The following is an 8,645-nucleotide window of genomic DNA, read 5'->3' as shown; positions in this document are numbered from 1 at the left end:
AGTGATATTCAAGCAATCATTGAAGAGCATGGGCATGAGATAGTTTGGTTACCCCCTTATAGTCCAGACTTAAATCCCATTGAAAAGATGTGGGCTTGGATTAAGCAAATAGCAAAGAATGGCGGATGGATTGTATTGATACTTTATTCTTTTATCTGCTTTGGATTGGGTTGGGTTTTAGATGATTGCACTATAAAGTCGGCGACGTATATAAGCGTGGCGGCACCCTTAAAGAAGCCTTTAAAAACACTCGAGACCATCTTGCGCCGAAATTTGGTCAATGGCCCATCTTTGAGCATTGCCTACCATTTGATGTCCAACGTCTTTGGGACGAATACAGCGGCATTGATTGGCCACGAATCTGGACAGCTGAACGCGATCTCGAAGTCTGGAATCAGTTACAAGACTAGGGTCTATATAGAATTCAGGAATTGAAAAAAGATAAGCAAAGCCTCACATTCATGTTTACTACAACAAAAACACGAGGCACTGCTTATTCGGTTATTTGGCTGATGATTGCCTATGAGATATCTAGTTGATAGATTTCAGCAATATGGAGACATATAGTTAAATGTCTTTAACTCGCATACAGAATTGGAGCGTCTTTCCTTACTAAGGTGTGTTGTCTGTAGCTCGTCGATTTGTACGCAATCTGAACTCATTCAGCTATATAGTGCAATCAGCTAAAAAACAGAACACCATTTACCGCCAGAAGCACTAAGGTAATGTTTATAAAACGTCCTGTTTTTTAGTTGATTTGACTATATAGACTCATATTCACCTTTACAATCTCTTGGGGTTTCAGGTTCGAAACTACCCGCCGAAATCTTTGCAAAACTTCTAAAAATAGAGAAATATCAATTTTTCAAATTTTAAAAATATATTAAAATCATATGGTTAATTTTTCTGCTAGTAGTAAAAATTCCTGTGAAACGGAATTTTGCAAAGGTCTCCTGCCGCTGATTTAACGGTCTTTTTGCTGTAGCCATTATGACGGCTGTTGGTAGAGTTTTATTTAAGATGGTTTGCTATTTCAGCATTTAAGGCAGCTTCGCTAAGTTGTTCGATTAGTGAGGTCAGTACGCCATCATTACCTGTGATGGGTTTACCTGCTTGAATGGCTTTTATAGCAGAGCTCCCAAAAAAATGCATGCCGTACTTGGAGATAGGATGCTGTTCTCAAGGTCAATATTGAGTTAACGTTGTATGCATTTTGGGAAGTTGGCTATACCATTTGCCCACTCCTTTTATAAAAATCTACAAATTAATTATTATTGTTATTTAGCTCTACAAGCACTTTTTTCATCTCATTAACAGGTGTTTCAGAGGATAACGGTGCGCCTATCGTAAGCTTAACCTTTGGACGGAAAGTTTTAGGTAAACCCTTAAACATTCCACTTTTATGGCTATAAAAACTGCCCCATAAACCATCAAGATACATAGGAATAACTGGTACAGGTGTGCGTTTTAAAATCAATTCTACGCCACGACGGAAATCTGCTACTTCTCCGTCTTTGGTCAAACTGCCTTCTGGAAAAATTAGCACCAATTCTCCCTTTTCTAACATTTCTGCTGCTAAATCAAAAGAACGATTAAAAATACTAATATCTTCATGACGGCCAGCAATAGGAATGGTTTGTGCATTGCGAAAAAGCCAATTTAAAAAAGGTACTTGAAAAATTTTATAGTAAATAATAAATCGAATTGGACGACGGACGGCGGCAATTAAAATTAATGCATCCATATAGCTGACATGATTGCAAATCAGTAAAGCAGCGCCTTTAGCGGGAATATTCTCCATCCCTTCAAAACGCAGTCGATAGCCTGAATGGCTAATGGTTTGCGCAATTAAGCGTAAAATAAAATAAGGTGCTGTATGAAAAAGTTTTATCGCAATAAAGAGATGAACAATGGCAACTAATCCAAAAACTACTGCCATTGGCAAACCTAATACGCTTAAAATTAAAATGGAAATCAAGCTAATCAATACCATAAAAAATGAATTGATAATATTATTTGCCGCAATAATTTGCGATTTATGTCCTTCCTCACTTTTCGCTTGTAATAAAGCATATAGAGGCACGACATACCATCCACCACTAAATGCCATTCCTAAAAAAGCCAGAGTCGTTGGGATAAAAGCAGAAGAATGCCAAAAATCAATAAATCCCATTGGATTAACACTCGGTTGCTGATAAGCAGCTAAAACGGTGATTGCCACTAAAAAAATGAGCATCAGAAATGCTGCAAAAGCCGATACACCAATATCAATATTACCTTTAGTCAAAGCATTTGCACTAACTGAACCTAAACCAATCCCAACAGAAAATAAAGCCAATAAATAAGTCGTAACTTGTGGGGTTCCGCCTAAAATTTCCATACTGTATTGCGGGATTTGCGTTAATAAAACAGCGCCAATCATCCAAAACCATGAGATTGCGAGAATTGCATTAAAAAGATTTTTTCGTTGATAACTATACTTTAGAAGCGATTTTGTTTGTTGCCAAGGATGAAAAGGCGGCAAAGTCGCTTTTTCACCGCCTTTTTTCGGAATAAACCAAGCCGCAATCGCACCAATACCAGCAGCGCTTAGCATCACTAAATAAAAAGGCCATAAGCCTATATTTTCCGAATAAGCCCGACCCACTAAATCTGCCCCTAGTAAGGTGCCTGCTAAAATGGCTAAAAAAGTGCCTGCTTCTACATACCCATTGCCCAGCATTAATTCACGATTATCTAATCGCTCAGGCAAAATTCCATATTTGACTGGTCCAAAAAACGCTGATTGTAGCCCTAATAAACACAAAACAAGCATCATTAGGCTTGGACTTTGCGTCAAAAAAGCTGCTATTCCTCCAATGACAATAGCAAGCTCTAAGCCTTTCAGCCATAAAATTAAACGACGTTTATCCAAACGATCAGCCACTAATCCCGACCAAGCAGAAAATAAAAACATCGGCAAAATAAATAATGCCATTGCTAAATTGGTATAAAGGCTTAATGTTTGACTAGTAAAGGTTAAGCTAAAGAAAATCAGCATGGCATTTTTAAAAAGATTATCGTTAAAAGCGCCAAAAAATTGGGTAATAAAAAAAGGAAAAAAACGTTGAGAAAAAAAGAACATGAGATTTATTCCATTTAGTGGTCATTTTTATTCATGACCAAAGGCTTCTAAATTTTTAGAAGCCTAAAGTTTATCATTCAATCATTTCCATTTTTTTAATGGCTGACGATAATTTATACCAACATTGGCATAATGATATAACGAACTTCTGGATCATCTTTGCTTGTTAGCAATACAGGGCTGTTAACGTCTTCTACGTGCATTTGCAAGGTATCGCCATCTATATTTGAAACGGCATCAATAAAATAGCCAACATTTAAGCCAATTTGCGTTCGAATATCTTCATTATTAACGATATCAAGTTTTTCTTCTCCCGTTTCGTTTTGCATATTTCGTGCAGATAGATAAAGCTGGTGTCCTTCAAAACGAAGTAATAATCCATTATCGACATTATTTAATAAGACTTGGCTACGACGCAATGCTCCTAAAAGATTTTTTCTATCAATTAAAATAGGACTTTCCAAACGTTCTGGAATGATTTGTCGATAGTCAGGATATTGTCCGTCAATTAAACGGGTTAATAAATGATAACTACCTGTGTCTAAGCTTAATTCTCGGCTACCCATTCTTAAAGTGACGGGGCGTTCAAAATGACGACTTTGTTCCCGAGAGGCATATCTTTTAATGTCTTTTAAAGCTTTTAGTTTGTCTTCAACGATATTTAGCGTTTCTACATCAGATGCTAGATTTTTCTCTAACTGTAATTCGTTAAGGAAATTGTCTAATGAAAGCTGTTTAATCAAAGCATTAGTAGCTTTTTCTGGCAAAATAAATTGTGTTGCTTCACTGCCAATGGTTTTTAAAGGGGTATAAGCACAAGAAAGTCGGTGTCCATCTGTCGCTGCAGCCTCAATTTCTCTGCCATCGCTAATGACATTTAATAAAAGTCCATTTAAATAATGTCTAACATCATTTTTCGCCATAGAAAAACGTACTTTATTTAGAATATTAAATAAGTCTGCGGCATCTAAGCGAATCTCACCAATGGTTTCACTTTCGTCAATATTTGGAAAATCTTCTGCAGGTAAAGTTGATAACTTAAAATGGCTACTACCTGCTCGAATATGAAATTGATCATCTTCTAAAGTGCATTGCACGATAACATCATCTGGCAAGCGATGAATAATTTGATGGAATTTATCTGCAATAACGGTCGTAATACCTTCTTGTTGAATATTTGCTGGCATAACAGCCGAAAGCGAAAGTTCTGTATCGGTTGCTAATAATCGTAATTGTCCATTTTTGGCTTCGACGAGTACGTGAGAAAGAATAGGATGTGGACTCTTACTATCGACAATACCATTGATGTCAGCTAAACGACTGAACAGCAAGTTTTTCACAATCTCGAATTTCATATAATCCTCTTTTTATTTATACGACGTCGTCGTAAGGTCTGTTGAAAAGTGGGAAAGTAACATAAGTACTTTAAAAATAAACATAAAACCGTAATCCGCCTGTTTTTTACTCTGTTCACTTATTTGGGAAAAAATGTGGAAAACTTTTCTCCAAAAATAATACACAAGTTATCCACAGTTTATCCATAAAACGTCCACGGCTTATCAACCGGTAATCATATTTTTAATGTTTCGATACGTTTCGCTAAATTCAATATCTTTTTCTAACATAGCATCAATACGTTTACACGCATTTAATACGGTAGAATGATCTCGTCCACCAAAATTTTGCCCAATTTCTGTGGTGGAATGTCGGGTTAACGCGCGGGATAAGTGCATAGCGACTTGTCGGGGTAAACGAACGGTCGCTTTTCGGCTAGCGGAATCTAAATCTTCTTGACCAATGTCATAATAGCTACAAATGACTTTTCGGATATTGCTTAAAGTGATTTGTTTATTATGCGCATTGATTAAATCCTTTAAGGCTTCGCGTGCAATCGCTTGAGTCGCGGTTGTTTCTTTAAACTGTGTCATTGCATAGACTTTACGTAATGCGCCTTCTAATTCCCGTACATTTGAAACGACGTTATGAGCGATAAATTGCGCCACTTCATCTGGAAGATAAAAATTTAAGGTTTCTGCTTTACGGTGCAAAATAGCAACGCGCGTTTCAAATTCTGGCGGTACGACGGAAACTGTTAAGCCCTGTCCGAAGCGGGATTGTAAACGCGGTTCTAAATCAGGGATTTCTTTTGGATAGCGGTCAGAGGTCAGAATAATCGGGCGTTTTCGGTCAAATAAACTGTTAAACGTGTGAAAAAATTCTGCTTGCGAACGATCTTTGTCGCCAAGAAATTGGACATCATCAATCAATAACGCATCGACATTGCGATAATAATCACTAAATTCCTGCATAGAACGTTTATTGCGAATGGTATTGATAAAATCATTGGTAAATTCTTCTGCGGTTAGATACAGCACGCGAGAATGCCCATTTGCGCGCAAAGCGTTGCCAACCGCGTGCATTAAATGCGATTTTCCAAGTCCTGTTCCTCCATAAATAAATAAAGGATTAAATCCTTCGGAATATTGCCCTTCGCTCACTCGTTTGGCAGCTGCATAAGCATTATCGTTGGATTGCCCAACGACAAAATTTTCAAATTGATAATCCACATTTAAGTGGCTTTCAAACGGTTTTTCTTTATTATTTTTTTTTCGCTCTTGATACTCGAATAAATCTCGATTGGAAATTTTTGCCTGAACGTTTTTAATCCCTTTTTTGTCTAAAGCCAATTGGATAGAGCCAATAAGCTTTTCGTTAAGCGTTTTAAGCGCAAATTGGTTAGGGACATAAATCGTATATTGCCCATTTTCTTCGACAAGTTCGCAAGAGTCTAATAGCGTTGCATCATCAATATTGATAATGGGGCGTAAAGAATCAATAACAGTTTTCCATGTTTGGCGCAGAGTAGGGTTCATGACAAGAAATCGCTGAATCAACTGGGCGGAATATTTTAGCATTATCATTGCAAGCGCGGGAATTTCTTATCAAAATTTTCCTAATCTAAATATAGCTTATAAAAAGAGAGAAAATCACAGAGAAGTAATATAGTGTAATCAGCTAAAAAACAAAATCTTCTATAACTTTAGCTGTTCTGGTGGTAAATAAGTTTCTGTCTTTTAGCTGATTAACGATATTTATATTATTTTTGAGTGAGTTAAACCATTTAACTAATTTTTCGAAAATATGACTTTCGGAAGTAGAATGATTGATTTCAGAATCAATAGACATTGAGCTACTATGATAATTATCGTATTCATTTTTGGAAGAATGGTTTAATCCATTATGGGTAATGGCATTATCTAAGTGGATTGTTTGTTCGTCTAATTCTAATATTTCTACTTTATCAAGTAAGCCCTTAAAGTAATTATGAATAGTTTAGAGTCATCATTATGATGATAATTTGAAAGGATTAAATCATTTTCTTGTTGGGTAAAATGAATATCCTCTATAGCAGGACTCCCAAAAAATACATACCGTACTTGGAGATAGGATGCTATTTTTAAGGTGGATATTGAATTAACGTTGTATGCATTTTTTGGGAAGTTGGCTATAGTGCGGCATCATGTAATACGATGGTATCGTTATAGCCGCTAAAAAGCATTCCACCTGCATCTATCCAATCTTGTCCATGTTCTGCATGAAAGATAAAGGTATCGTTACCCGTTCCACCCCATAACTTATCGTTACCTTCGCCGCCAATTAGAACATTATTCCCTGTTATTCCATATAGATGGTCATTACTTGTGCCGCCATCTAACCAACTATTTCTTTTAAAACATCATCTTTTAATGGCTTAAATATTTCGCCAATATGTTGAATATTATTGACTTCTGTTAAACCAGAATAATCATTTTTAGCATTCCCTGTAGATTTTGTTTCTATTACTTTTTCCAATTTATCTTTATATAAAGAAATAGCTTCTAATGTTTTTTTATCTTTTAGTTTAGAAATAATGTATTTTCTTTCCTCTTCTGAAGGAAAGTTATTATTATCATAAACTCCAAATAATGTAGATTCATAATATTTTATTTTAGCTACTCCATCTTCCTTGTTATTATTTGATACATATCTAATTTCATACCATATTTTAAATCGATCATCATTAGTAAGTCCTTCTCTAACACCATTTCCTATTAAAGTTTAGCCATTATAATCTAAGGAAAATAAAGCAAGTCTTTCATAAGAAAATTTATTTTATATATCTGTATGATGATTTACTTTTTTTAAAAAATTCAGATTCTTGTATTTTTATTATATTTTCAAATATATCATCTATTTGTGTATTAGATAGTTTAAATTCTGAGTTTTTATTGATTTTAGAGGTAAAGTTATTTAATTTTTCTACTAATATATTTTTGTCTGTAAAATTTTTATTTATAACATTATTGAAATTTTTAAGTTTATTATCTGTAGGAGGTTTTCCTATAACTTTAGGTAAGACAATATCTTTTATATAATTTTCTCGTAAATTAAATCCAATACCTATTGTTGGAATATTTTTGCTATCTAAATATGGTGTAGTAGATACTGTTCCTTGCTCTTCGAGTCTAAGAATAATATTTTGTAAAGTATTATAATAACTTTTTTGATTTAAATTTGTAATTTTTAAACTCATGTTTATACTCCTATTTTAATTTTCTAATTCACATACAGGCTTACTTAAATAAGCTCTCTGTGTAACGATAAATTCAGATAAATAAATAAACCAATTATTATTATTTTCTATATCTCTCACTATACCAATTCCATAGGTTTTTCCAAATATATTTACTGGAAATTTTATATGTCTTGGTGAACCTAAACTATCAATTAAAATTTCATAGTCTTTAGTTGTTAAATATCCAAAATAATAATAATTTTTTTATCCTCATCCCAGCCAAAAGCGATAATAAAATAGCTTGGATTTTTTGAATGACTGAAAAAGTTAGCTTTTCCTTTATAAAGAGAAATATTTTTTCGATTAATAAGCTCCAGTTCATATTTGATTTTATTATAATAGAATTTAGTTATTTCATTTATTTCATCTTTATATTGATTATAATCACAGATATTCGAACAGTTTTTACTAAGATAATAATCCATAGAATGTTCTAATTCTTTAAGATTTGCATCCTTAATTATTTTTATAACTTATGCTTTTTCAATAAGACTAAGATTGAGTTTAAAAGGTGAGTCTTTATAGATATATTCATATCCTCTTTTTCTAAATTGCTCGAAAAAATCGGGTGTATCGTTAATGATTTGCTCTAATTTTTTACAGTCAGGGTAATTTTTCCCAAATGTTAAAGTCAGTTTGTTATCTGCTATTGCCTTATAATTATAGTAATTTAAAATAGAAACAAGACTAAAAATAGCGAAAACTAACAAAATGGCATACACAATTGAAATCCGACAAAAAGCAATGGCGTACTGGGACAAATGCAAAGACATTGACCAAGTAATACAAGCCTATGGCATATCACGCTCAGCACTATACAGCTGGAAAAAACTCCAAAGAGATACAGGTGAACTTAAGCGCCCAATCTCAAGGCACAAAACCAAGAAAAATAAGACCGTGAACAAC

General features: G+C 34.2%; 7 protein-coding genes and 4 pseudogenes. 3 read left to right on the top strand and 8 right to left on the bottom strand.

The annotated features are described in order from the left end of the window. Positions 1 to 6: 6 nt before the first annotated feature. Together A5N85_RS17595 and A5N85_RS17590 are read left to right on the top strand one after the other, a co-directional pair. Positions 7 to 108, top strand: a pseudogene (locus A5N85_RS17595) (transposase); the annotation flags it as partial. 89 nt (positions 109 to 197) lie between these two features. After that, positions 198 to 410, top strand: a pseudogene (locus A5N85_RS17590) (MBL fold metallo-hydrolase); the annotation flags it as partial. Positions 411 to 1,011: 601 nt separating this feature from the next. On the opposite strand, the gene A5N85_RS15615 reads toward A5N85_RS17590, so the two are convergent. The 8 genes and pseudogenes from A5N85_RS15615 to A5N85_RS05980 all read right to left on the bottom strand — a co-directional run bounded on the left by A5N85_RS15615 (position 1,012) and on the right by A5N85_RS05980 (position 8,164). After that, positions 1,012 to 1,152 carry a hypothetical protein gene (locus A5N85_RS15615; RefSeq protein ID WP_169818631.1) on the bottom strand — a complete coding sequence of 47 codons (141 nt, stop codon included), beginning with the start codon at positions 1,150 to 1,152 and terminating at the stop codon, positions 1,012 to 1,014. 112 nt (positions 1,153 to 1,264) lie between these two features. Continuing rightward, positions 1,265 to 3,124: an MFS transporter gene (locus A5N85_RS06005; protein ID WP_072576423.1), complete on the bottom strand. Its 1,860-nt coding sequence runs from the start codon at positions 3,122 to 3,124 to the stop codon at positions 1,265 to 1,267. A gap of 113 nt (positions 3,125 to 3,237) precedes the next feature. Next, positions 3,238 to 4,479 carry a DNA polymerase III subunit beta gene (dnaN, locus tag A5N85_RS06000; RefSeq protein WP_072576422.1) on the bottom strand — a complete coding sequence of 414 codons (1,242 nt, stop codon included), beginning with the start codon at positions 4,477 to 4,479 and terminating at the stop codon, positions 3,238 to 3,240. Between the two features lie 204 nt (positions 4,480 to 4,683). Beyond that, entirely contained in the window at positions 4,684 to 6,039 is a 1,356-nt protein-coding gene (dnaA, locus tag A5N85_RS05995; RefSeq protein WP_245935950.1) for a chromosomal replication initiator protein DnaA, read from the bottom strand. 590 nt (positions 6,040 to 6,629) lie between these two features. Further along, positions 6,630 to 6,824, bottom strand: a pseudogene (locus A5N85_RS17220) (hypothetical protein); the annotation flags it as partial. Between the two features lie 11 nt (positions 6,825 to 6,835). Next, the gene (locus A5N85_RS15610; RefSeq protein WP_169818630.1) at positions 6,836 to 6,976 is read right to left on the bottom strand and encodes a hypothetical protein; all 141 of its coding nucleotides are present in this window, start codon (positions 6,974 to 6,976) and stop codon (positions 6,836 to 6,838) included. A 295-nt stretch (positions 6,977 to 7,271) separates the two neighbouring features. Continuing rightward, a complete protein-coding gene (locus A5N85_RS05985) occupies positions 7,272 to 7,697 on the bottom strand; it encodes a hypothetical protein (protein ID WP_072576421.1) in 426 nt (141 codons plus the stop codon). Positions 7,698 to 7,915: 218 nt separating this feature from the next. Then, positions 7,916 to 8,164: a hypothetical protein gene (locus A5N85_RS05980; protein WP_072576420.1), complete on the bottom strand. Its 249-nt coding sequence runs from the start codon at positions 8,162 to 8,164 to the stop codon at positions 7,916 to 7,918. A gap of 286 nt (positions 8,165 to 8,450) precedes the next feature. Between A5N85_RS05980 and A5N85_RS05970 the strand changes: the two are divergent. Then, positions 8,451 to 8,631, top strand: a pseudogene (locus tag A5N85_RS05970) (IS630 transposase-related protein); the annotation flags it as partial. Positions 8,632 to 8,645 lie beyond the last annotated feature (14 nt).

This window comes from Suttonella ornithocola, assembly GCF_001889065.1.
In the GTDB taxonomy this organism is placed as follows: domain Bacteria; phylum Pseudomonadota; class Gammaproteobacteria; order Cardiobacteriales; family Cardiobacteriaceae; genus Suttonella_A; species Suttonella_A ornithocola.
The sequence above is the reverse complement of the archived record's forward strand: the minus strand, read 5'-3'. Positions and strand labels throughout refer to the sequence as shown.